Genomic DNA, 22431 nt, shown 5'->3' with positions numbered 1-22431 from the left:
TAAATGTAACAATTAAGTTGCAAAACATGACCTCTCTTTAAAATCCAGTATTTTTAGCTTCCCGAACCCACAACTTTCCTTATACTCAACCTTGCAAATACTTTGTTACATCCTGAAAGATGCGTCGACAGAACGCACCAGGGATGTGCGACAACACAACGAAAGGATCGAAAAATGACTACGCAACGTTCACCGGGGATATTCCGGCGTCTGGCTCATGGCAGCCTGGTAAAACAAATCCTGGTCGGCCTTGTTCTGGGGATTCTCCTGGCATGGATCTCAAAACCGGCGGCTGAAGCTGTCGGCCTGTTAGGCACCCTGTTCGTCGGCGCGCTGAAAGCTGTAGCGCCAATCCTGGTGCTGATGCTGGTAATGGCTTCCATCGCTAACCACCAGCACGGACAAAAAACCAATATCCGCCCTATTCTGTTTCTCTATTTGCTGGGTACTTTCTCCGCTGCACTGGCCGCAGTTGTCTTCAGCTTCGCCTTCCCTTCTACTCTGCATTTATCCAGCAGTGCGGGGGATATTACCCCCCCGTCAGGCATTATTGAGGTCATGCGCGGGTTGCTGATGAGTATGGTTTCCAACCCTATCGACGCCCTGCTAAAAGGTAATTACATCGGGATTCTGGTGTGGGCGATTGGCCTCGGTTTTGCCCTGCGTCATGGTAACGAGACCACCAAAAACCTGGTCAACGATATGTCGAATGCCGTCACCTTTATGGTGAAGCTGGTGATTCGCTTCGCGCCGATCGGTATTTTTGGCCTGGTTTCTTCTACGCTGGCAACCACAGGGTTCGACACGTTGTGGGGTTATGCGCAACTGCTCGCGGTGCTGGTTGGCTGTATGCTATTGGTGGCGCTGGTGGTTAATCCACTGCTGGTATGGTGGAAAATTCGTCGTAATCCGTTCCCGCTGGTACTGCTGTGCCTACGTGAAAGCGGCGTGTACGCCTTCTTCACCCGTAGCTCTGCGGCGAATATTCCGGTGAATATGGCGCTGTGCGAAAAGCTGAATCTGGATCGTGATACCTATTCCGTTTCTATTCCGCTGGGAGCAACCATCAATATGGCGGGCGCGGCGATCACCATTACGGTGTTGACGCTGGCAGCGGTCAATACGCTGGGTATTCCGGTGGATCTGCCCACGGCTCTGCTGTTGAGCGTGGTTGCTTCTTTGTGTGCCTGTGGCGCATCAGGCGTAGCTGGTGGTTCTCTGCTGCTGATCCCGCTGGCCTGTAATATGTTCGGTATCCCAAACGACATCGCCATGCAGGTGGTCGCCGTCGGCTTTATTATCGGCGTATTGCAGGACTCCTGCGAAACCGCGCTGAACTCGTCAACTGACGTGCTGTTCACCGCGGCAGCATGCCAGGCAGAAGATGAGCGTCTGGCAAATAGCGCCCTGCGTAATTAATGCTTAACCCCTTTCGTCTACGGCGGAAGGGGTTTTCTCTACTTTAAACGGATCAATTCCCCTTTTCTGCATCCGCCAGAAACGAATGATATTCAGGCCATTCATCAACAGAAAACTGCCTTCAATCATCGTGCCACCAATCGACCCGGCCCAAAAGTTGTGAATCACCCAGCAACACGTTGAAAACCACATCACGCAGCGCATAGTCAGCCCTTTACAGCGAAACAGCGCCCAGGTACTGACGATCGTGCCAATAACCGGCAGCAATTCAACAGGATGATGGAACTTCGCCAGGCCAATTCCGCCAGTGAGCACAATGAAGATTGTCATCACCCATAAGCTGCGCGTGCGTAGGGTAATCAGTGTACGGATGGCGTTAAGGATGGCACTGGCACCGGCAGGATAGGTGCCCAGGAGAAAGAAATGCACGCCGATAACGGCGCTATAGACCGAAAGCTGCTTTTTGAAGCGACGTTCGTCACGGTTGAAAAATGTTGTGATACCAATCAGAAAGGCGATGACACCCACGCCCTGGGCCAGCCAATACGCGGTCATGATAAATCCTTAGCAGGTATGGAAAAGCAAACGGCGCTTCACATTATGAAACGCCGTTTTTTATTAACAACTCATTTCGATCTTATAACGTTACGCCGCTTTTAAAGATCGCCAGTTCGCGGAAGTCGTTACGCTCGTTGCAAGTTTGCTTACCGTTGGCAAACTCAACGATGGTGTCGATAAACTCTTCCAGCAACTGCGGCATCGCTTTACCGTGGATCAACTGACCCGCGTCAAAGTCGATCCAGTGTTTTTTCTTCGCCGCCAGTTCGCTGTTGGTGGCGATTTTCACTGTTGGAACAAAACCACCATACGGCGTACCGCGACCAGTACTGAACAACACCATATGGCAGCCTGCGCCCGCCAGTGCGCTGGTTGCCACGGCATCGTTACCCGGCGCGCTTAACAGGTTCAGTCCCGGCGTTTTCAGACGTTCGCCATAACGCAACACATCAACCACTTCGCTGGAACCCGCTTTCTGAGTACAACCAAGTGATTTGTCTTCCAGCGTGGTAATACCGCCTGCTTTGTTCCCCGGTGATGGGTTTTCGTAGATCGGCTGGTCATGGGCAATAAAGTACTGTTTGAAGTCGTTAACCATAGTAACCAGTTTTTCAAACGTCGCTTCATCGCGGCAATGACTCATCAGCAACTGCTCTGCACCGAACATCTCCGGCACTTCGGTCAGTACGGTAGTACCGCCATTAGCAATCACGTAGTCAGAAAAACGCCCCAGCATCGGGTTAGCGGTAATACCAGAAAGACCGTCGGAACCGCCGCACTCCAGACCAAACTTCAGTTCACTGAGTTTGCCCGGCTCGCGCTTGTCGTTGCGCATCACGTTATACAACTGATGCAGATGTTCGATCCCGGCTTCGATTTCATCGTCCTGCTGCTGGCAGATCATGAAATGAACGCGTTCAGGATCAATATCCCCCAGCGTTTCGCGAAAAGCATCAACCTGGTTGTTTTCACAACCCAGACCAATCACCAGTACTGCGCCCGCATTCGGATGGCGCACCATGTTTTGCAGCATAGTACGAGTATTGATGTGATCGTCGCCCAACTGCGAGCAGCCGTAGGTGTGGCTGAAGAGGAACACACCATCAGTCCCTTCGGCGTTGTTAGTCTCTTTCAGGAAACGATTCTGGATCTGCCGCGCGATGCCATTGACACAGCCAACGGTCGGCAAGATCCACAACTCATTACGCACCCCGACATCGCCGTTAGCGCGACGATAGATCTGCACTTCACGATCTGCCGCTTGTGCTGGCAGATCGTGAAAATCAGGTTGATAGCGATACTGATCCAGATCGCTCAGATTCGTGCGCGTATTGTGGGCGTGAACGTGTTCCCCCGCCGCAATATCCGCCAATGCATAACCAATCGGCAGACCATATTTAATGACGTTGGCTCCTTTTGCGATATCCGTTAACGCAAATTTATGTCCACGAGCGACGTCCTGACGCAGCGTAACAGTCTGGCTATCGACACTGACTTCTGTGCCTTCAGCCAGATCCGCTAAAGCGACCGCGACGTTATCCAGCGCATGGATCTTGATGTATTGCATATCAACCCCAGACCTTAGTTCAGTTCAATGGCGAAGTAGTCACGCGCATTGTTAAAGCAAATATTTTTCACCATCTCGCCCAGCAGGTTGATGTCCGCCGGTGCTTCGCCTGCTTCCACCCAGCGACCGATCATCTGGCACAGAATGCGGCGGAAGTATTCGTGACGGGTGTATGACAGGAAACTACGGCTGTCAGTCAGCATACCGACAAAGCGGCTCAGCAGACCGAGCTGCGCCAGTTGGGTCATCTGACGTTCCATACCGTCTTTCTGGTCGTTAAACCACCAGCCGGAACCGAACTGCATTTTGCCCGGCATACCTTCGCCCTGGAAGTTACCGATCATGGTGCCCAGCACTTCGTTATCGCGCGGGTTCAGGCAGTAAAGAATGGTTTTTGGCAGCAGGTTTTCTTCGTTCTGTTTGCTCAGCAGCTTAGACAGTTCTTCCGCCATCGGACGGTCGTTGATGGAGTCGAAGCCTACATCCGGCCCCAGCAGTTTGAACTGACGCAGGTTGTTATTACGCAGTGCGCCAATGTGGTACTGCTGCACCCAACCGCGACGTGCGTATTCGGCACCAAGGAACACCAGTACCGCAGTTTTAAACTGTGCCACTTCGTGCTCACTCAGAGTTTCACCAGCCAGACGGCGTGCCAGGATGCTATCCAGTTCCGCTTCGTTCGCTTCGGCAAACATCACCACATCCAGCGCGTGGTCAGACACTTTACAACCGTGAGCGGCGAAGTGATCCAGACGTTTGGTCAGGGCGGTTTGCAGATCAGCAAAGCGGCGAATGTCGGTGTCGGAAACTTCGCCCAGCTTCGCCATATAGTCGTTAAAAGTCGCCTGTTCGATGTTGAAGGCTTTATCCGGACGCCAGCTCGGCAGCACTTTAATGGTGAAAGAACCGTCTTTGGCGATCTCTGCGTGATGTTCCAGAGAATCAATCGGATCGTCGGTGGTGCCAACCATTTTCACGTTCATCTGCTGCATGATGCCGCGCGCGGAGAAGTTATCTTGCGCCAGCAATTCGTTACATTCGTTCCAGATCTCATCGGCAGTCGACGGAGACAGCAGTTTACCGGTGATACCAAACGGACGGCGCAGTTCCAGATGCGTCCAGTGGTATAACGGGTTGCCGATAGTGTGTGGAACGGTCGCCGCCCACGCATCAAACTTCTCACGGTCAGAGGCATCACCTGTACACAAGCGTTCAGCCACGCCATTGGTACGCATTGCACGCCATTTGTAGTGATCACCTTTCAACCAGATGTCATACAAATTCTTAAAGCGATAATCTTCTGCGATCTGCTGCGGCGGCAAATGACAGTGGTAATCGAAAATCGGCTGGTCTTTTGCGTAGTCGTGATACAGGCGGCGGGCAAATTCAGTATCTAACAGGAAATCTTCAGTCATAAACGGAGTCATTTTCGTCTTCCTCTCAACGAGTGAGCTAGCTTGCTTATGGTGCGATGCTGACAAAGTTATCACACCAATTTCCAGAGCCAGAAGATATTTTCGTGAGTTAGATCAATAAACGTAGTTAAAAAAATTACTCTCAAAGTGGTAAACACCGCCGCAAGCCGCGCCATTTCTGGCCTCGTCATTATCCAGTAATGTCCCTACAAATATTCGCACATTTGTGATGGCTCTCACCTTTTAAAGTTGTATGACAAGTTATCTTTCTGCCGTCGCAAATCATAAGTCGACGGAATGCAAATTGCTGATTCATTCATTTGTTAGATGAATCGGGTTGACCGGTACGGAAGCCGAATTAGCACGAAACTTTCATGGCAACGTTCGGGGCGTGCCGGTTTTTTTTCGGTTACCCGGTCGTAACTAACATCTTCAGCCTCTGGCGGGATGATGGCCGCGATTCCTGCGGATATAACAAAACGATGAGGTTTTACATGCGTAAAATTAAAGGGTTACGTTGGTACATGATCGCACTGGTGACGCTCGGCACCGTGCTTGGCTACCTGACGCGTAACACTGTAGCGGCGGCTGCGCCAACTCTGATGGAAGAGTTAAACATCTCCACCCAACAGTATTCCTACATCATCGCAGCCTATTCTGCTGCTTATACGATCATGCAACCGGTAGCGGGTTATGTACTGGATGTTCTGGGTACAAAAATCGGTTACGCGATGTTTGCCGTGTTGTGGGCAGTGTTCTGTGGCGCTACCGCGCTGGCGGGTAGCTGGGGCGGCCTGGCGATTGCTCGTGGTGCAGTAGGTGCTGCTGAAGCGGCAATGATCCCGGCGGGTCTGAAAGCCAGCTCCGAATGGTTCCCGGCGAAAGAGCGTTCCATCGCAGTAGGTTACTTTAACGTTGGTTCTTCAATTGGCGCGATGATTGCACCGCCGCTGGTAGTATGGGCAATCGTAATGCATAGCTGGCAGATGGCATTTATCATCTCTGGTGCATTGAGCTTTATCTGGGCGATGGCATGGCTGATTTTCTATAAGCATCCACGCGACCAGAAGCATCTGACCGATGAAGAACGCGACTACATTATTAATGGTCAGGAAGCCCAGCACCAGGTTGGCACGGCGAAAAAACTGTCCGTTGGTCAGATCCTGCGTAACCGTCAGTTCTGGGGTATCGCACTGCCGCGCTTCCTGGCGGAACCCGCCTGGGGTACTTTCAACGCGTGGATCCCGCTGTTCATGTTTAAAGTTTACGGCTTTAACCTGAAAGAGATCGCTATGTTTGCCTGGATGCCGATGCTGTTTGCTGACCTCGGTTGCATCCTCGGTGGTTACCTGCCGCCGCTGTTCCAGCGCTGGTTTGGTGTGAACCTGATCGTGTCCCGTAAGATGGTTGTAACGCTGGGTGCGGTACTGATGATTGGCCCGGGTATGATCGGTCTGTTCACCAACCCGTATGTAGCGATTATGCTGCTGTGTATCGGTGGTTTTGCTCACCAGGCACTGTCTGGCGCGCTGATTACGCTCTCTTCTGACGTGTTCGGTCGTAACGAAGTGGCAACGGCAAACGGTCTGACCGGGATGTCCGCATGGCTGGCAAGTACGCTGTTTGCGCTGGTTGTGGGTGCACTGGCTGACACCATCGGCTTCAGCCCGCTGTTCGCGGTACTGGCAGTGTTCGACCTGTTAGGCGCGCTGGTTATCTGGACGGTATTGCAGAACAAACCAGCGATTGAGGTGGCGCAGGAAACACATAACGATCCCGCACCGCAACATTAACGCAAAGTATAAGTTTTAGTTTCCCTTCGAAGCCGCCTTTTCAGGCGGCTTTTTCATCACTGCGAGTAGAGCAAATCTCGCAAAAGTGGTATAACAAATATAGTCTGCTGTATCATGCCTGGAGCGCATATGGAAATCTCTGAACCACGCCGTTTGTACCAACAACTTGCTGCTGACCTGAAAGAGCGCATCGAGCAGGGCGTCTATCTGGTGGGTGATAAATTACCCGCCGAACGTTTTATTGCCGATGAAAAAAACGTCAGCCGCACCGTGGTTCGTGAAGCCATCATCATGCTGGAAGTAGAAGGCTATGTAGAGGTGCGTAAAGGCTCAGGTATTCATGTGGTTTCCAACCAGCCTCGCCATCAGCAAGCGGCTGACGATAATATGGAATTTGCTAATTACGGTCCGTTTGAGTTGCTCCAGGCACGCCAGCTCATCGAAAGCAATATTGCTGAGTTTGCCGCTACCCAGGTCACTAAACAGGACATCATGAAACTGATGGCCATCCAGGAGCAGGCACGCGGCGAACAATGCTTCCGCGATTCCGAGTGGGACTTGCAGTTTCATATTCAGGTAGCCCTGGCAACGCAGAACTCGGCGCTGGCAGCCATCGTTGAGAAAATGTGGACCCAGCGTAGCCATAACCCGTACTGGAAAAAACTCCACGAACACATTGATTCTCGTACCGTCGATAACTGGTGCGATGACCACGATCAAATCCTTAAAGCGCTGATTCGCAAAGATCCCCATGCCGCTAAACTGGCAATGTGGCAGCATCTGGAAAACACTAAAATTATGTTATTTAACGAAACCAGTGATGATTTCGAATTCAATGCTGACCGTTACCTGTTTGCTGAAAACCCGGTTGTACATCTGGATACGGCTGCCAATAGCAATAAATAGCCCTCTCTTCTGACAGGCGCTGCCAGGTGCCTGTGCGCTTTATCAGTAAGCGAAAAGTATAAAGTGTCAGCCTGTGTAAATCCTCTCGCCACCCTCCCCTGCAATCAGCAAAATCAGACCCCACGGACATGTAATTTTGATAACGAACAACGTTGACCTTTGTTACAATTAGATTCAATTTGAATTTATGCTATTAAATGTTTTCTTATCTCACGTTTTAACAGGGAATAGTTCAGGCCGTGTTGGTGTCCCGACCCGCAATCCATACAAAAACAGTAATAACCTGGCGGGAGTGCATCATTTAAAACCGGCGTGGCGTTAACCGATTCACCAGGAATAATGAATGGAACTTTTGACCCAATTACTGCAAGCCCTGTGGGCGCAGGATTTTGAAACGCTGGCCAATCCATCGATGATTGGCATGTTGTATTTTGTCTTGTTTGTAATTTTGTTCCTTGAAAACGGCTTGCTTCCGGCAGCCTTTTTACCGGGCGACAGCTTACTGGTGTTGGTCGGTGTATTGATTGCTAAAGGCGCGATGGGGTATCCGCAAACGATTCTGTTACTGACCGTTGCCGCCAGCCTTGGCTGCTGGGTCAGTTACATACAGGGGCGATGGCTGGGCAATACCCGCACCGTGCAAAACTGGCTTTCCCATTTACCCGCGCACTATCACCAACGCGCACATCATCTTTTTCACAAACACGGTTTATCCGCGTTGCTGATTGGCCGCTTTATTGCGTTTGTCAGAACATTACTGCCGACTATTGCCGGGTTGTCAGGGCTGAATAATGCCCGTTTTCAGTTCTTCAACTGGATGAGCGGTCTGCTGTGGGTGTTGATCCTGACAACCTTAGGATACATGCTCGGCAAAACGCCGGTATTTTTGAAGTATGAGGATCAGCTCATGTCATGCCTGATGCTGCTCCCGGTGGTACTGCTGGTGTTTGGTCTGGCAGGTTCTTTAGTTGTGTTATGGAAAAAGAAATATGGAAATCGGGGGTAAGGGATGCAAATACCTCGCATGTCGCTTCGTCAGCTAGTCTGGTCCGGCGCTGCTTTACTGCTGGTCGGCACGCTGCTGCTGGCCTGGTCCGCGGTTCGTCAGCAAGATTCAACGCTGGCGATCCGTGCCGTTCATCAAGGCACGACGATGCCAGACGGTTTTTCCATCTGGCATCACCTTGACGCTCACGGCATTCCTTTCAAAAGCATCACTCCCAAGAATGACACTCTACTGATTACATTTGATTCCAGCGACCAGAGTGCCGCCGCAAAAGCTGTTCTCGACAGAACATTGCCTCATGGCTACATCATTGCACAGCAGGACAATAATAGTCAGGCTATGCAGTGGCTGACCCGGCTGCGAGATAACTCTCATCGCTTCGGATAACTTCCTGTTATCCGAAACATATCACTCACTTTGGTGATTTCACTGTTACTGTCTATGATTAATGAGGCGGTGGTTAACACTACCGCTTCGTTGTCTGGACAATCGTTCCTCTGTAATGGGTCCGAGTCACAATGGAAGGTTCAAGAATGAAATACCGCATCGCTTTAGCTGTTTCTCTTTTTGCTCTTAGTGTCAGTAGTTATGCCACTACTCTTTGTCAGGAAAAGGAGCAAAATATCCTTAAGGAGATCAGCTATGCTGAAAAACACCAAAACCAGAATCGTATCAACGGCCTGAACAAAGCCCTTAGAGAAGTACGGGCCAATTGTTCAGATAGCCAACTGCGCGCCGATCATCAGAAGAAAATCGCAAAGCAGAGAGATGAGGTAGCGGAACGCAAACATGATTTAGCCGAGGCCAAGCAAAAAGGCGATGCGGATAAGATTGCCAAACGCGAACGGAAACTGGCAGAAGCGCAGGAAGAGCTGAAAAAGCTGGAAGCGCGCGCCTACTAATCCACAATAGTCACTACTTACTCACCTGGAGAAAACTATGTCGAAAGAACACACTACGGAACATCTGCGTGCTGAGTTGAAATCCCTGTCTGATACGCTGGAAGAAGTACTAAGCGCTTCAGGAGAGAAGTCGAAAGAAGAGTTGAGTAAGATTCGCAGCAAAGCGGAGCAGGCACTGAAACAGAGCCGTTACCGTCTGGGTGAAACCGGTGATGCAATTGCCAAACAGACCCGTGAAGCGGCGGCACGTGCCGATGAATACGTGCGTGAAAATCCGTGGACAGGCGTAGGCATTGGCGCTGCCGTCGGTGTAGTGTTGGGCGTTCTACTGTCTCGTCGTTAATTATGGCGGACACTCAGCACGCGCAAGGGCCCGGTAAAAGCGTTCTGGGCATCGGGCAGCGAATTGTCACTATCATGGTTGAAATGGTGGAGACACGTCTGCGGCTGGCGGTGGTTGAACTGGAAGAAGAAAAAGCCAATATCTTTCAGTTATTACTGATGCTGGGTCTGACGATGCTTTTTGCTGCATTTGGTCTTATGAGCCTGATGGTGCTGATTATCTGGGCGATTGATCCGCAATATCGCCTGAATGCAATGATTGCCACCACCGTGGTGTTGTTCCTTTTAGCGCTGATTGGCGGTATCTGGACATTACGCAAGTCGCGGAAATCGACCCTGTTGCGCCATACGCGCCATGAACTGGCGAACGATCGGCAACTGCTCGAGGAGGAGTCCCGTGAGCGGTAAAGTCGAACGTGAACGCCGCAAGGCACAGCTACTTAGCCAGATCCAGCAACAACGGCTGGATCTTTCCGCCAGTCGTCGTGACTGGCTGGAGGCAACAGGCGCTTACGATCGTCGCTGGAATATGCTGTTGAGTTTGCGCTCCTGGGCGCTGGTTGGCAGCAGCGTGATGGCTATCTGGACAATTCGCCATCCGAATATGCTGGTTCGCTGGGCCAGACGCGGTTTTGGCGTCTGGAGTGCCTGGCGTCTGGTTAAAAGTACGATTAATCAGCAGCAGCTTCGCGGTTAATTACCTCTCTGGCCGGAGTCATTCCGGCCTTATCCCTCAAATTTTTTGAAAATTTTTGACAGTTTTCCTTGCTAACAATCACCATTCACTACGTTTATGCTTCTCTCCATCGACAGCAACGACGCTAATACCGCGCTCTTGCAGAAAAAAACAATCAGCGGCCTGAGTGGCGCAGTGGAGAGTAAGATGAAAAAATTAGAAGATGTTGGTGTACTGGTAGCGCGTATTTTAATGCCAATTCTGTTTATTAGCGCAGGTTGGGGGAAAATTACCGGTTATGCAGGCACGCAACAATACATGGAAGCGATGGGTGTCCCGGGCTTTATGCTGCCGCTGGTGATCCTGCTTGAGTTCGGTGGCGGCCTGGCAATCCTGTTCGGTTTCCTGACGCGTACCACCGCACTGTTTACCGCTGGCTTTACACTGTTGACGGCATTTTTATTTCACAGCAACTTTGCCGAAGGCATGAACTCGCTAATGTTTATGAAAAATATGACTATTTCTGGTGGATACCTGCTTCTGGCGATTACCGGTCCGGGCGCATATAGCATCGACCGCCTGCTGAATAAAAAGTGGTAAGCACAGGCTATACTTAACGATAAAAAACGAGGAGGAAGCTCCTCGTTTTTGCTATTGGAGGAAAAAAAATGGGTCAACTGATTGACGGTGTCTGGTATGACACCTGGTACGACACAAAATCCACCGGCGGTAAATTTCAACGTTCAGCTTCCGCATTTCGTAACTGGCTTACTGCCGATGGCGCGCCTGGGCCGACTGGCAAAGGTGGTTTTGTCGCAGAAAAAAACCGCTACCATCTCTATGTCTCACTCGCCTGCCCGTGGGCACACCGCACGCTGATTATGCGTAAACTCAAAGGTCTGGAACCGTTCATCTCTGTTTCCGTGGTGAACCCACTGATGCTGGAAAATGGCTGGATCTTTGATGACAGTTTTCCAGGTGCAACCGGCGACACGCTCTATCAACACGAGTTTCTGTATCAGCTTTACCTTCATGCCGATCCGCACTATAGCGGTCGTGTCACCGTTCCCGTGCTGTGGGACAAAAAGAATCACACCATCGTCAGCAACGAATCAGCGGAAATCATCCGCATGTTCAATACCGCTTTTGATGCGCTGGGTGCGAAAGCTGGTGATTACTACCCGCCTGCACTGCAAACGAAAATTGACGAACTCAATGGCTGGATTTACGACACCGTTAACAATGGCGTCTATAAGGCCGGTTTCGCCACCAGCCAACAGGCCTATGACGAAGCAGTGGTAAAAGTATTTGAATCACTGGCACGCCTGGAACAGATCTTAGGGCAGCATCGCTTCCTGACAGGTAACCAGCTCACCGAAGCCGATATTCGCCTGTGGACCACATTGATCCGTTTTGATCCGGTGTATGTCACCCACTTCAAGTGCGATAAGCACCGCATCAGCGATTACCTGAACCTGTACGGCTTCCTGCGCGATATCTACCAGATGCCGGGGATTGTCGAAACTGTCAATTTCGATCATATCCGTAATCACTACTTCCGCAGCCATAAGACCATCAATCCCACCGGGATTATTTCGATTGGTCCGTGGCAGGATCTCGATGAACCACACGGGCGGGATGTTCGCTTCAGCTAAACAAAGGTACCCTTCACGATGCCTTATTAATTCATCAAGTTAATATTTACTGTCATTTCATTCATGTCTATTCTTAATTTGCTGCTTTAAAAACAAGTGATTGAGCAAAATTGAGGCAAAAATGGACTGGTATCTGAAAGTACTGAAAAATTATGTCGGTTTCCGGGGACGTGCGCGGCGCAAAGAGTACTGGATGTTTATTCTGGTCAACATCATCTTTACGTTCGTGCTGGGGCTGCTGGACAAAATGTTAGGCTGGCAACGCGCCGGTGGCGAGGGCATTCTGACGACCATCTATGGCATTCTGGTGTTTTTACCGTGGTGGGCGGTTCAGTTCCGTCGCCTGCACGACACCGACCGCTCGGCATGGTGGGTGCTACTGTTCTTAATCCCGGTTATCGGCTGGCTGATTATCATCGTGTTTAACTGCCAGGCGGGTACACCAGGTGAAAACCGGTTTGGGCCAGACCCAAAACTGGAACAAGAATAATAATTAAGCACCTTGCAAAAGGTGCTTAATGGATTATTTTGCCGTAAACAATTTAGGGATTTCTCGCAAACACCAGGATTTTGCCTCCCCCATACTGTCGCGACGCCAGGCCATAATAATATCGATTTCGCTGGTCGATTCCGGGCTGACTACACGCAACCGCCCTTCAGCAATATCTTTTTCGACCATCGGGTACGGCATGGTTGCCACGCCAAGCCCCGCCAGTAACGCCTGCCGTTTATCTTCAATGGTGCTGACCGTTAAGCGCGGCTGTTTGTCCAGCAACTGCACCGTCAATACCGGACGCTCACGGGCGGTATCTGCCACCGCGATCCCACGATATTTCACACGCGTAACCTCCGAAAGCGGCTCCGGCTCCTGATGAATCGGGTGATTCGGCGCGGCGACGTAGACATTCATTAAGGTATAGAGCTTGCGCGAGTTGATCTCCGACGAAGAACGAAAATGCATATCCGGCGCGATAACAATATCTGCCCGGCCCTGCTCCAGTCGCTCCCACGCCCCCGCCAGCACCTCGGTGATGATTGCCAGTTGGGTATTGGCTTTCGCCGCCAGTTTGTCGATTAGCGGGAAAAAGGCCGATGTCGGCACCAGCGCCTCGGTCACAATAGTGAGATGTGTTTCCCAACCGCGCGCGAGGGCTTCGGCATCAGTAGTCAGTTTATCTGCTGCCTCCAGCAGAACACGTCCCCGCTCCAGCAACATACGCCCGACATTGGTGAATTTTGTCCGATGCCCCGAGCGGTCAAACAGCACCACATCCAGCTCTTCTTCCAGTTTTTGCATGGTGTAGCTAAGTGCAGAAGGCACGCGTCCCAGCTCATCTGCTGCTGCCGCAAAACTGCCACGGCGATCAATAGCATCCATAACACGCAGTGCTTCCAGCGTTAATGCCCTTTCTTTGGCCATGTCGTTCTCATTCAGGAAATTTGAACATACCGGGCAGAATATCTGGCTAACAATGTAGCGTCCAGCCCCTTACCATAAAAGGAAGTAAAGAGAGGTCAAGAATTATGATTACTACCCGAACTGCCAGACAGTGTGGACAAGCAGACTACGGATGGTTGCAGGCCCGGTATACTTTTTCCTTTGGACACTACTTCGACCCTACATTGTTAGGCTATGCCTCCCTGCGTGTACTTAACCAGGAAGTGCTGACCCCAGGTGCCGCCTTCCAGCCGCGAACCTACCCAAAAGTCGATATTTTGAATGTGATTCTGGATGGAGAAGCAGAATACCGCGACAGTGAAGGCAATCATGTTCAAGCCAGCGCTGGTGAAGCCTTATTGCTTTCTACTCAGCCGGGCGTGAGTTATAGCGAACATAACATCAGCAAGGACAAATCGTTAACGCGGATGCAGCTTTGGTTGGACGCTTGTCCACAGCGGGAGAATCCGCTGATTCAAAAACTGGCGCTTAATATGGATAAGCAGCAATTAATCGCCTCGCCCGATGGCGCGAAGGGTAGCCTGCAACTGCGCCAGCAGGTGTGGCTGCATCATATCGTGCTCGATAAGAACGAAAGTGCGAGCTTTCAACTACACGGCCCGCGTGCCTATTTGCAATCGATTCACGGTCAGTTTCATGCGATTACGCACAAAGAAGAGAAAGCGGCGCTGAGCTGCGGCGACGGGGCGTTTATTCGTGACGAGACTAACATTACGCTGGTTGCCGATTCCCCACTGCGCGCTTTGCTGATAGATTTACCCGTCTAGTTGTTTTTACAGGGAGAAGATGGTGAGTAAAAAATCGACGAAGAAACGTCAACAAGTGAAGTCCGTAGTGGCGAAAGAAGCCACCCGCGCTACTAAAAACTTTGGCTATGAAGAGATGTTGAGTGAGCTGGAAGCGATAGTCGCTGATGCTGAAACGCGGTTAGCCGAGGATGAAGCTACCGCGTAAAGACAGGTTGCCGGATGCGGCGTAAACGCCTTATCCGGCCTACAAAACCAACAAATTGCACAATCCGTAGGCCGGATAAGATGCGCCAGCATCGCATCCGGCACCGGGTACAAAACCCAACAAAACCAACAAATTGCACAACCCGTAGGCCGGATAAGATGCGCCAGCATCGCATCCGGCACCGGGTACAAAACCCAACAAAACTAACAAATTGCACAATCCGCAGGCCGGATAAGATGCACCAGCATCGCATCCGGCACCGGGTACAAAACCCAACAAAACCAACAAATTGCACAATCCGTAGGCCGGATAAGATGCACCAGCATCGCATCCGGCACCGGGTACAAAACCCAACAAAACCAACAAATTGCACACCCCGTAGGCCGGATAAGATGCGCCAGCATCGCATCCAGCACCGGGTACAAAACCCAACAAAACCAACAAATTGCACAACCCGTAGGCCGGATAAGATGCGCCAGCATCGCATCCGGCACCGGGTACAAAACCCAACAAAACCAACAAATTGCACAATCCGTAGGCCGGATAAGATGCACCAGCATCGCATCCGGCACCGGGTACAAAACCCAACAAATTGCACAACCCGTAGGCCGGATAAGATGCGCCAGCATCGCATCCGGCATCAGGTATGACATCCGAAATCCGGCGCTTATCTGGCCTTGCTCGCCATAATCTCGATAATCTGCCGATCCGTTTGCTGCATCGAATGGCTTGCCAGCGCACACAGATTGGCAATCGACTGCTCAACATCATGCGCCACAATGCCTTCATTGCCGGTCACGGCAGTATCATCCAGCGCCATTAACACCGCTTTCCATGCTGCCGAAGCACTGGTCGAAACCTTCATAGCACAACTGTTCGATGCGCCATCGCAAATCATACCGCTAACATCACCGATCATACTGCTGATCGCCATTGAGATCGTTTCATAACGCCCATCCACCAGCCATGCCATCCCGGCGGCGGCCCCCATTGCAGCCGTCGTTGCAGCACACAGCGCAGACAATCGCGGCAACTGGTTATGGATGTAAATCGCGCTCAAATGCGAAAGCATCAACGCGCGCGCCAGACGCTCATCATCAGCACCGAAGTGTTCCGCTACCACTACCACAGGCATTGTCGCGGTGATCCCCTGATTACCAGAACCCGAGTTACTCATCGCCGGAAGCGTTGCGCCGCCCATACGCGCATCAGATGCCGCGCTGGTACGAATCACAATTGACGAAGAGAGATCTTTCGCCAGCAAACCGCGTGCACACTGTTTTTCCAGCGTCGCGCCAATATGCAACCCCCAGTTACCGCTTAAACCTTCCTGCGATAATGCGCAATTTAACTTCGCAGAATCGAGAATAAAGCGAATCGCCTCAAACGGCACTTCATTGACGAACTTCAGGATCTCTGCCAGCGTCGTATTAGACAGCACCGCCAGCGGCGACTCTTGCTCGCCCTCGGCCACACACGCCTGTTGAGTAAACACCACGCCATTGTGCGTCTCAATATGCACAATGTTGGTATGTCCGCCGACGATGGTGACACAAGCCCACTTCTCACCACTCCAGACTTTGGCGCGAGAGAAGAGGATTTCATCGCAAGGCTCCTGGATCTTAACCGACACTTTTCCCGCCGCCAGCAACGCTTTGGCATCGGCAATCGCCTGTGCTGTCGCATCTTTCAGCACTTCCAGCCCAGCTTTGGCATTTCCGCCTAACGCTCCCAGCGCCGCTGCAATCGGCAGCCCCACCATTCCCGTACCGGGAACGGTGACCCCCAGACCGTTCTTCATCAGATTTGGCGAAACCCAGGCTTCTACACGTTCAACCGGACCTTCCAGTTCTGCCGCAGCAACCGCCGCTGCCAGCGCCAGTGAAATAGGTTCAGTACATCCCAGCGCCGGTTTTACCTCCTCCTGTACTGCGAGGATGTAACGCTGCCATAACGGATTTAAAGTCGAATTAAACATAATAAAAACCTTAAAATTTCAGGTAAATCAAGAAAATGCCAGGAACGGTGAAACACAGAGCAACAAACCGGTGACGATAATCAGGTACAGAGAGGCACCTTTGTATTTGTGCAATGCCGGTACTTTGTAAACCAGCCACGCCGGGATCAGGCACCCCACCATGCCGAAAATCGGGCTACAGATAGAGGTGAAGCTCAACACCGGCGCGTTCAGTACGATGGCGCTCCAGGCCAGTAAAATAGCGAAAATCATGATGCCGCGCTGGACGAGATTTTCGTTAATCTTCTCGGCGGGTATCTTGCGGCGCAGGATGTTCATTACTATCCCTTGCGTGGCTTCGCGAAAGCCTAAATAGACGCCAAAGAACGCGGTCATTACGGCAAAGATATTGAGAATGACGCTGACCACTTTTACCCACGCTGCGCCATCACCGCTAATAAACTGCGCGGCAATCGCCAGGGCAGAAATATTCTGCTCATAGGCTTTTACCGCTTCGTCATGTCCCATCGCCAGGGTGAACGACACGGCATAGAAAAAGACAGTGACGAACAAAATGCCAAATGCAATGTTCATTGCCCGTAGCGCTTTATGTCGCGCCACTTCAATCGATTTTTCCCGCGAGCGATAGGAAATCACCATCGGGCTTAAAGTCTGAATAAACAGGATTGAGGTCAGAGTAAACGGCAGCGTAATAATCACGTTTTTCACCAGCAGCCCCAGCGGCGGCAGCGAACCCACGTTATACAGATGCCACATTCCGACCATCGACACGCCTAATGCCGCGACTACCAACAGTTTGGTCAGCACCATGCCGGTTGAAATTTTGAATAACAGTTTCTCGCCGCGTGAGGAGATCGCCACCAGAATACAAATCAGTACCAGTCCATAAAACGGATTGTCTGACAGCACGCTTTCGGTCACGCCAAAAGTATGCAGATAGGAGGCACTATCGTTGGTGATGGCGGTGGAATAGACGAACATCCAGATCACCAGCATCACGAAATAAAGTGCACCTAACAGGATGCCCCAGTTTTTGCCTAAATAGCCACTGATGACGCTCGGATAATCTTTACACTCCGGCGATTCGGCCAGCGTATTAATAAACAACCGCTGAAACAGATACATTGCCGGGTAACCAATCACTGATGAGAGCAAAAATACCCACAATCCCATCAAACCGACCTGCACCGGGAGAAAAACAATCCCCGCGCCAATCGCCATCCCAATACTCATAATCACCCAACCGGTGTCGGTACTGTCGAATTTGATTGCTTCACGCCACTCACTTTCGCTCATTCCAGCACGACCCGCCGGGGTCGAAGCGTCTGCAATAACGCCTTTATTCGATGCAATTTCCATAATTTCTCGCTCAATATTTTGTAGGGCTTATTATTTTTTTCCGAGCCGCATCAAGGCGATATGCGGTCTACGTTTTTTGCAGGCGAGTTATTAGAATAAAGAAATGATACGCGTGAGGTCAGAGAAAATCTTCACAATCAAGACTTTGAAATAACGGTGATGGATAATAATTTTCTACCAAATCGATAAATAGGAAATGGTTATTCTCTATTTGCGGCAGATCACAATAAAAAAGGGTGCACATTTTGTGCACCCAAGGATGAAAGCTGACAACAATGTCAGCCGCAGACCACTTTAATAGCCAGTCCTCCGCGTGAAGTTTCGCGGTATTTATCGTTCATATCTTTGCCAGTCTCATACATCGTCTCGATCACTTTATCGAGCGAAACACGTGGTGCAGAGGTACGCTGCATCGCCATCCGCGCTGCGTTCACCGCTTTCACGGCATTAATCGCATTCCGCTCAATACACGGAATTTGCACCTGCCCGGCTACCGGATCGCAGGTCAGCCCAAGGTTATGCTCCATGGCGATTTCCGCCGCATTACACACCTGAGCCGGGCTACCGCCCAGCAGTTCGGTTAGCCCTGCCGCTGCCATCGAACAGGCCACGCCAATTTCCCCCTGACACCCCACTTCCGCACCGGAAATGGAGGCATTCATTTTATATAGCGCGCCGATAGCACCAGCCGCCAGTAGAAAACGAGCGATAGAGCGCTCATTGAGCGGACGGCGGAATTTATCGTAATAGGCCAGCACCGCCGGAATAATACCGCAAGCGCCGTTAGTGGGTGCCGTCACTACACGTCCACCAGCGGCGTTTTCTTCACTGACCGCCAGAGCAAACATATTGATCCAGTCGATCACATTCATTGGATCGTTAGAGATATTGTCACTAGAAAGCAGCAAGCGGCGCAGCGCCACCGACCGGCGTGGGACATTGAGCGGGCCAGGCAATACGCCTTCGGTATTCATGCCGCGTTCAATACCGTCAGACATCACCTGCCAGATACGCGCAAAACCAGCGTCAATTTCCGCTTTGCTGCGCAACGCCAGTTCGTTTTGCATCATCAGACCAGAAATAGACAGCCCATTGTAATCACACATTTTCAGCAGTTCGCCTGCCGAATGGAAGTCATAAGGTACTGGCATTTCGACATCATGCGTCAGGCCGAAGTGTTCGTCTTCAACAATAAAACCGCCGCCGACAGAATAATAGGTTTTGCTTAAGAGTTCTTTCTGCCCTTTCCAGGCAGTAATCCGCATTCCGTTCTCATGACGCGGCAACATTTCCGGATGAAAAATAATGTTTTTTGCTACAGGAAAATCAACCACATGTGCGCCTGCCGCCACCGGGAGTCGACTACTGCGCGTCACAAGTTCAATAAATGCAGGGATCTCATCAATAACAACATCCTGCGGACTGTTCCCTGCCAGTCCCATGATGATAGCGATATCCGTGGCATGGCCTTTGCCCGTCAGTGACAACGACCCGTAAAGATCGACCACAATGTGGCTCGTTGCGGTTAATAAACCACTACTTACCAGCCGATCGATAAAACTTTTTCCAGCATTCATTGGCCCCACGGTATGCGAACTGGAGGGACCAATACCAATTTTGAAAATATCGAATGCACTAATCATAACCACACTCTCGGATTGCCACTCTGTGAAGAGGAGTGGGACGACTCTGCGGCCGCCCCACTCCGGGCTTTACACGCTACGTACTGCGATAGCTTCGATTTCCAGCTTCACATCTTTCGGCAAACGCGCGACCTGCACGCAGCTACGGGTCGGGTAGGTCGCCTGATGCTCATCAAAGAACTGCTTATAGACTTCATTGATGGTGGCGAAGTCGTTCAGATCGGTGATAAATACCGTCATCTTGACGATATCGCCCACGGACAAACCGGCAGCGACAACAATCTCTTTGACGTTTTGCAGGCTTAAACGTGCCTGATCTTTCACATCAGCCGGGATCTCGCCGCTCTGCGGGCAAACCGGAATTTGCCCGGAAGTGAAGACCATGCTGCCTAAATCCACACCCTGAACATAAGGGCCGATTGCACCCGGGGCACGTTGCGTTTCGATAATTTTTTTCATACATCCTCCGGCGTCAGAGCGCCTGGGTAAAGGTACGTGAAATCACATCCTGTTGCTGTTCACGGGTCAGCGCGTTGAAGCGCACAGCGTAGCCAGAGACACGGATTGTCAGGTTAGGGTATTTTTCCGGGTGCTCGATGGCATCCAACAACATTTCCCGGTTCATAACGTTGACGTTGAGATGTTGACCGCCTTCGATATCCGCTTCGTGGTGGAAATAGCCATCCAGCAGACCGACAAGGTTGGTTTTGCGTACCGGATCTTCTTTGCCCAACGCCGCAGGGACAATTGAGAAGGTGTACGAAATACCGTCTTTGGCGTAGGTGAACGGCAGTTTCGCCACAGAGGTCAGTGAAGCCACGGCCCCTTTGCGGTCACGACCGTGCATCGGGTTAGCGCCAGGGGCAAACGGAGTACCCGCACGACGACCGTCCGGCGTGTTACCGGTCTTCTGTCCATACACGACGTTTGAGGTGATCGTCAGAATCGACTGGGTCGGCACGGCGTTACGATAGGTTGGTAGCGCTTTAATTTTCTTCATAAAGCGTTCAACCAGGTCGCAGGCAATACTGTCTACGCGCTCGTCGTTGTTGCCGTACTGCGGATATTCACCGTCAATTTCGAAGTCCACCGCCAGACCGTTTTCGTCACGAATCGGTTTCACGCGAGCATATTTAATTGCGGACAAGGAGTCCGTCGCCACCGACAAGCCAGCAATCCCGCATGCCATCGTGCGATAAACATCACGATCGTGCAGTGCCATCAGCGAGGCTTCGTAGCTGTACTTGTCATGCATGTAGTGGATGAGGTTCAGCGCGCTGATGTACTGCACCGCCAGCCAGTCCATGAAGTGGTCGAGGTTATCCATCACTTTGTCGTAGTCCAGCACGTCGTCCATCAGCGGAGCCATTTTCGGGCCCACCTGAATCTTCAGCTTCTCGTCCATCCCGCCGTTGATTGCATACAGCAATGTTTTCGCCAGGTTAGCGCGTGCGCCGAAGAACTGCATCTGCTTACCAATCACCATTGGGCTGACGCAGCAGGCAATCGCGTAATCGTCGCTGTTGAAGTCAGTGCGCATCAGATCGTCGTTTTCATACTGCAAGGAAGAAGTGACGATAGACACTTGCGCCGCATATTTTTTGAAGGCAATCGGCAGCGCTTCCGACCACAGAATAGTCAGGTTAGGTTCCGGTGCTGGCCCCATAGTGTGCAGGGTATGCAGATAACGGAAGGAGTTTTTGGTCACCAGTGTGCGGCCATCCAGCCCCATCCCGCCGATCACTTCCGTAGCCCAGATTGGATCGCCGGAGAACAGCGAATCAAATTCTGGTGTACGCAAGAAGCGCACCATGCGGATCTTCATGATGAAGTGGTCGATCAGTTCCTGCGCCTGCTGCTCATTGAGCACACCGGCTTTAAAGTCGCGTTCAATGTAGATATCGAGGAACGACGCGGTACGACCAAGTGACATCGCACCACCGTTTTGCGATTTCACCGCCGCCAGGTAGGCGAAATAGAGCCATTGCACCGCTTCCTGCGCATTTTGCGCCGGACGGGAAATGTCAAAGCCATATTTCGCTGCCATTTCCTGAATCTGTAACAGCGCACGACGATGTTCTGCCAGTTCTTCACGCAGACGGATAGTGGCTTCCAGATCTTCGCCTTTTTCCAGACGAGACTGAAGATCGGCAAATTGCAGTTCGCGTTCACGCACCAGATAGCTGATGCCGTACAACGCCACGCGGCGATAGTCTCCGATAATACGTCCGCGACCATAACCGTCCGGCAAACCGGTCAGTACCCCAGATTTACGGCAGCGCAGCATATCCGGTGAATAAACATCAAATACCCCCTGGTTATGGGTTTTACGCAGATCGGTAAAGATGTACTCAAATTCGCTGTCCATTTCACGGCCATACGCGTGGAATGAACTTTTAATCATATTAATGCCACCGAACGGATGCAGCGCGCGTTTTAACGGCGCATCCGTTTGCAGACCCACTATTTTTTCCAGCGGCTGATCAATATATCCCGCATCATGAGCGGTAATGGTGGTGGCAATATTGGTATCGAAATCTAACGGCGCGTGAGTCGCGTTTTCGATACGAATGCCCTCCATTACTTTTTCCCACAACGCCGTGGTTGCAGGCGTTGCTTCGGCAAGGAAAGATTCATCCCCTTCATAAGGTGTATAGTTGTGTTGAATAAAATCGCGGACATTAATTTCGTTTTTCCAGTCCGTACCTTTAAAGCCAAGCCATGCGTCGGCGTACAGCTTATCGCTGGTATCGATATCTACCTTCATGAAAAATAATCTCTCTACAATACTTCAACTAA

General features: G+C 51.3%; 24 protein-coding genes. 14 read left to right on the top strand and 10 right to left on the bottom strand.

The window, feature by feature from the left end:
* Window positions 1–174: 174 nt before the first annotated feature.
* Complete coding sequence (gene sstT / locus C7B16_RS07780) at window positions 175–1419, top strand: serine/threonine transporter SstT (protein ID WP_000211634.1); 1245 nt, start codon at window positions 175–177, stop codon at window positions 1417–1419.
* Window positions 1420–1422: 3 nt separating this feature from the next.
* On the opposite strand, the gene C7B16_RS07775 is transcribed toward sstT, so the two are convergent.
* The 3 genes from C7B16_RS07775 to uxaC form a co-directional block, all read right to left on the bottom strand.
* Complete coding sequence (locus C7B16_RS07775) at window positions 1423–1974, bottom strand: YgjV family protein (RefSeq protein WP_001517134.1); 552 nt, start codon at window positions 1972–1974, stop codon at window positions 1423–1425.
* 82 nt (window positions 1975–2056) lie between these two features.
* The gene (gene uxaA / locus C7B16_RS07770) at window positions 2057–3544 is read right to left on the bottom strand and encodes an altronate dehydratase (protein WP_001199399.1); all 1488 of its coding nucleotides are present in this window, start codon (window positions 3542–3544) and stop codon (window positions 2057–2059) included.
* A 14-nt stretch (window positions 3545–3558) separates the two neighbouring features.
* Window positions 3559–4971: a glucuronate isomerase gene (gene uxaC, locus C7B16_RS07765; RefSeq protein ID WP_000187442.1), complete on the bottom strand. Its 1413-nt coding sequence runs from the start codon at window positions 4969–4971 to the stop codon at window positions 3559–3561.
* A 482-nt stretch (window positions 4972–5453) separates the two neighbouring features.
* Here uxaC and exuT point away from each other — a divergent pair, with 482 nt between their 5' ends.
* From exuT to C7B16_RS07710, 11 genes are all read left to right on the top strand, one after another.
* Window positions 5454–6752, top strand: coding sequence for a hexuronate transporter ExuT (exuT, locus tag C7B16_RS07760; RefSeq protein ID WP_001517135.1), 1299 nt, complete (start codon window positions 5454–5456; stop codon window positions 6750–6752).
* Between the two features lie 129 nt (window positions 6753–6881).
* The gene (gene exuR / locus C7B16_RS07755) at window positions 6882–7658 is read left to right on the top strand and encodes a transcriptional regulator ExuR (RefSeq protein WP_000406032.1); all 777 of its coding nucleotides are present in this window, start codon (window positions 6882–6884) and stop codon (window positions 7656–7658) included.
* 343 nt (window positions 7659–8001) lie between these two features.
* Window positions 8002–8664: a DedA family general envelope maintenance protein YqjA gene (gene yqjA / locus C7B16_RS07750; protein WP_000422149.1), complete on the top strand. Its 663-nt coding sequence runs from the start codon at window positions 8002–8004 to the stop codon at window positions 8662–8664.
* Window positions 8665–8667: 3 nt separating this feature from the next.
* Window positions 8668–9051, top strand: a complete 384-nt coding sequence (mzrA, locus tag C7B16_RS07745) for an EnvZ/OmpR regulon moderator MzrA (RefSeq protein WP_001166776.1) — start codon at window positions 8668–8670, stop codon at window positions 9049–9051.
* Between the two features lie 146 nt (window positions 9052–9197).
* On the top strand, window positions 9198–9566 hold the full coding sequence (yqjC, locus tag C7B16_RS07740; protein ID WP_010379140.1) for a DUF1090 family protein YqjC: 369 nt from the start codon (window positions 9198–9200) through the stop codon (window positions 9564–9566).
* A gap of 37 nt (window positions 9567–9603) precedes the next feature.
* Window positions 9604–9909 carry a DUF883 family protein gene (locus C7B16_RS07735; protein ID WP_000031410.1) on the top strand — a complete coding sequence of 102 codons (306 nt, stop codon included), beginning with the start codon at window positions 9604–9606 and terminating at the stop codon, window positions 9907–9909.
* A 2-nt stretch (window positions 9910–9911) separates the two neighbouring features.
* Window positions 9912–10316, top strand: a complete 405-nt coding sequence (locus C7B16_RS07730; protein WP_001517136.1) for a phage holin family protein — start codon at window positions 9912–9914, stop codon at window positions 10314–10316.
* Window positions 10306–10605, top strand: a complete 300-nt coding sequence (locus C7B16_RS07725) for a YqjK-like family protein (RefSeq protein WP_000015590.1) — start codon at window positions 10306–10308, stop codon at window positions 10603–10605. The genes C7B16_RS07730 and C7B16_RS07725 overlap by 11 nt, the downstream gene beginning before the upstream one ends.
* Before the next feature lie 186 nt (window positions 10606–10791).
* Entirely contained in the window at window positions 10792–11184 is a 393-nt protein-coding gene (locus C7B16_RS07720; protein ID WP_000732229.1) for a DoxX family protein, read from the top strand.
* A 68-nt stretch (window positions 11185–11252) separates the two neighbouring features.
* On the top strand, window positions 11253–12239 hold the full coding sequence (yqjG, locus tag C7B16_RS07715) for a glutathionyl-hydroquinone reductase YqjG (protein ID WP_107179544.1): 987 nt from the start codon (window positions 11253–11255) through the stop codon (window positions 12237–12239).
* A 121-nt stretch (window positions 12240–12360) separates the two neighbouring features.
* The gene (locus tag C7B16_RS07710) at window positions 12361–12729 is read left to right on the top strand and encodes a DUF805 domain-containing protein (RefSeq protein WP_000384147.1); all 369 of its coding nucleotides are present in this window, start codon (window positions 12361–12363) and stop codon (window positions 12727–12729) included.
* 33 nt (window positions 12730–12762) lie between these two features.
* Here the strand turns inward: C7B16_RS07710 and yhaJ are convergent, their stop codons facing one another.
* Window positions 12763–13659, bottom strand: a complete 897-nt coding sequence (gene yhaJ, locus C7B16_RS07705) for a DNA-binding transcriptional regulator YhaJ (RefSeq protein ID WP_001041020.1) — start codon at window positions 13657–13659, stop codon at window positions 12763–12765.
* A 104-nt stretch (window positions 13660–13763) separates the two neighbouring features.
* Here yhaJ and C7B16_RS07700 point away from each other — a divergent pair, with 104 nt between their 5' ends.
* Together C7B16_RS07700 and yhaL are read left to right on the top strand one after the other, a co-directional pair.
* On the top strand, window positions 13764–14465 hold the full coding sequence (locus tag C7B16_RS07700; RefSeq protein WP_107179543.1) for a pirin family protein: 702 nt from the start codon (window positions 13764–13766) through the stop codon (window positions 14463–14465).
* Window positions 14466–14487: 22 nt separating this feature from the next.
* Window positions 14488–14652, top strand: a complete 165-nt coding sequence (gene yhaL, locus C7B16_RS07695; protein ID WP_010379152.1) for a protein YhaL — start codon at window positions 14488–14490, stop codon at window positions 14650–14652.
* A 39-nt stretch (window positions 14653–14691) separates the two neighbouring features.
* Here the strand turns inward: yhaL and C7B16_RS07690 are convergent, their stop codons facing one another.
* From C7B16_RS07690 to tdcE, 6 genes are all read right to left on the bottom strand, one after another.
* Window positions 14692–15243: a hypothetical protein gene (locus C7B16_RS07690; RefSeq protein WP_143192590.1), complete on the bottom strand. Its 552-nt coding sequence runs from the start codon at window positions 15241–15243 to the stop codon at window positions 14692–14694.
* Between the two features lie 76 nt (window positions 15244–15319).
* Complete coding sequence (gene cyuA, locus C7B16_RS07685) at window positions 15320–16630, bottom strand: cysteine desulfidase (RefSeq protein ID WP_000483437.1); 1311 nt, start codon at window positions 16628–16630, stop codon at window positions 15320–15322.
* Between the two features lie 27 nt (window positions 16631–16657).
* Complete coding sequence (locus tag C7B16_RS07680; RefSeq protein WP_107179541.1) at window positions 16658–17989, bottom strand: amino acid permease; 1332 nt, start codon at window positions 17987–17989, stop codon at window positions 16658–16660.
* 278 nt (window positions 17990–18267) lie between these two features.
* The gene (gene tdcG, locus C7B16_RS07675) at window positions 18268–19632 is read right to left on the bottom strand and encodes an L-serine ammonia-lyase (RefSeq protein ID WP_000622150.1); all 1365 of its coding nucleotides are present in this window, start codon (window positions 19630–19632) and stop codon (window positions 18268–18270) included.
* A gap of 69 nt (window positions 19633–19701) precedes the next feature.
* Window positions 19702–20091, bottom strand: a complete 390-nt coding sequence (locus C7B16_RS07670) for an enamine/imine deaminase (protein ID WP_000719985.1) — start codon at window positions 20089–20091, stop codon at window positions 19702–19704.
* 13 nt (window positions 20092–20104) lie between these two features.
* On the bottom strand, window positions 20105–22399 hold the full coding sequence (gene tdcE / locus C7B16_RS07665) for a 2-ketobutyrate formate-lyase/pyruvate formate-lyase (protein WP_001517141.1): 2295 nt from the start codon (window positions 22397–22399) through the stop codon (window positions 20105–20107).
* Window positions 22400–22431: the final 32 nt, after the last annotated feature.

Origin of the sequence: Escherichia sp. 20412-1, assembly GCF_003027595.1 — a bacterium.
GTDB classification, from domain to species: domain Bacteria; phylum Pseudomonadota; class Gammaproteobacteria; order Enterobacterales; family Enterobacteriaceae; genus Escherichia; species Escherichia marmotae.
This window is presented reverse-complemented; position numbering and strand designations above follow the sequence as displayed.